Source organism: Sphingomonas sp. (genome assembly GCF_040398505.1).
Classification (GTDB): Bacteria; Pseudomonadota; Alphaproteobacteria; order Sphingomonadales; family Sphingomonadaceae; genus Sphingomonas.
In genome coordinates, this window is record NZ_JBBATX010000190.1 from 1 (window position 1) to 2055 (window position 2055).

The following is a 2055-nucleotide window of genomic DNA, read 5'->3' on the forward strand; positions in this document are numbered from 1 at the left end:
GCCGAGATCGAACCGCGGCTCTTCTCCTTCAACGCCCCGCAAGGCGCGTGCCCGGCGTGCGATGGCCTTGGCGAGAAACTGCTGTTCGACGAGGACCTCGTCGTTCCCAACCACGCGCTCAGCATCAAGAAGGGCGCGGTCGTCCCCTGGGCCAAGTCCAACCCCCCGTCGCCCTATTACATGCAAGTCCTCGGCAGCCTCGCGCGCGAATTCGGTTTCAGCCTCGACACGCCGTGGGAAGATCTGCCCGGCGAAGTGCAGCTCATCATCCTCCACGGCACCGGCGGCAAGCCCGTCACGCTCACCTTCATCGACGGCCGCAAGTCGTACGACGTCAAGAAGCCGTTCGAGGGCGTGATCGGCAATCTCAACCGCCGGATGCTCAGCACCGAAAGCGCGTGGATGCGCGAGGAGCTCTCCAAATACCAAAGCTCCGCGCCGTGCGAAGTGTGCGGCGGCGCGCGGCTCAAGCCCGAGGCGCTTGCGGTCAAGATCGGGATGCGCGACATTTCCAGCGTCACGTGCCTGTCAGTGGTCGACGCGCTCAGCTGGTTCGAAACCGTCCCCGCCGACCTCACCACCCAGCAGAATGCGATCGCCGAGCGCATCCTCAAGGAAATCCTCGAACGCCTCGGCTTCCTCAACAATGTCGGGCTCGATTACCTCAACCTCGATCGCACCAGCGGCACGCTCAGCGGCGGCGAGAGCCAGCGCATCCGCCTGGCGTCGCAAATCGGCAGCGGCCTCTCCGGCGTGCTCTACGTGCTCGACGAACCCAGCATCGGCCTGCACCAGCGCGACAATGACATGCTGCTCAAGACGCTCCGCCGTCTCCGCGATCTCGGCAACACCGTGCTGGTGGTCGAACATGACGAGGACGCGATCCGCACCGCCGATTACGTCATCGACATGGGGCCGGGCGCGGGCGTCCACGGCGGCCACATCGTCGCGCAAGGCACGTTCGAAGAAGTCCTCGCCAACGAAAACAGCATCACCGCGGATTATCTCTCGGGCCGCCGCGAAGTCGCCGTCCCGAAAACGCGCCGCAAAGGCAATGGCAAGAAGCTCACCGTCCACAACGCCACCGCCAACAACCTCAAGGGCGTGACCGCGAGCCTCCCACTCGGCACCTTCACCTGCATCACCGGCGTCTCGGGCAGCGGCAAGTCGAGCTTCACGATCGACACGCTCTACGCCGCCGCCGCGCGCTCGCTCAACGGCGCACGCGTCCTCGCGGGCAAGCACGACAAGGTCACCGGCCTGCAATATCTCGACAAGGTCATCGACATCGACCAGTCGCCGATCGGCCGCACCCCGCGCAGCAACCCCGCCACCTATACCGGCGCCTTCACCCAGATCCGCGACTGGTTCGCCGGCCTGCCCGAAAGCGCCGCGCGCGGCTACAAACCCGGCCGCTTCAGCTTCAACGTCAAGGGCGGCCGGTGCGAGGCGTGCCAGGGCGACGGCCTGCTCAAGATCGAGATGCACTTCCTCCCCGACGTCTACGTCACCTGCGACGTGTGCCACGGCGCGCGCTACAATCGCGAGACGCTCGAGGTGAAGTTCAAGGGCCTCAGCATCGCCGACGTGCTCGACATGACGGTCGAGGATGCGGTCGAGTTCTTCAAGGCGGTCCCGCCGATCCGCGACAAGATGGCGATGCTGCAGGAAGTGGGCCTGGGCTATGTCAAGGTCGGCCAGCAAGCGACGACGCTCTCGGGCGGCGAGGCGCAGCGCGTGAAACTCGCCAAGGAACTGTCGCGCCGCGCGACCGGTCAGACGCTGTACATCCTCGACGAGCCCACCACCGGGCTGCATTTCGAGGATGTCCGCAAATTGCTCGAAGTGCTCCACCAACTGGTCGAACAGGGCAATACCGTCGTGGTGATCGAGCATAATCTGGACGTGATCAAGACCGCCGATTGGGTGCTCGACCTCGGCCCGGAAGGCGGCGTCAAGGGCGGGGAGATCGTCGCGGAGGGCACACCGGAGGTGGTCGCGAAGGCGAAGGGGAGCTTTACGGGGCGGTATTTGGCGCCGTTGTTGGGGAAGAAG

Annotated in this window: 1 protein-coding gene; it reads left to right on the top strand. The window is 65.4% G+C overall.

What is annotated here, in order from left to right; all coding sequences use genetic code 11:
- Nucleotides 1-2055, top strand: a 2055-nt coding sequence (uvrA, locus tag ABWP09_RS14255; protein WP_353205781.1) for an excinuclease ABC subunit UvrA, incomplete at both ends; no start/stop codon positions are given.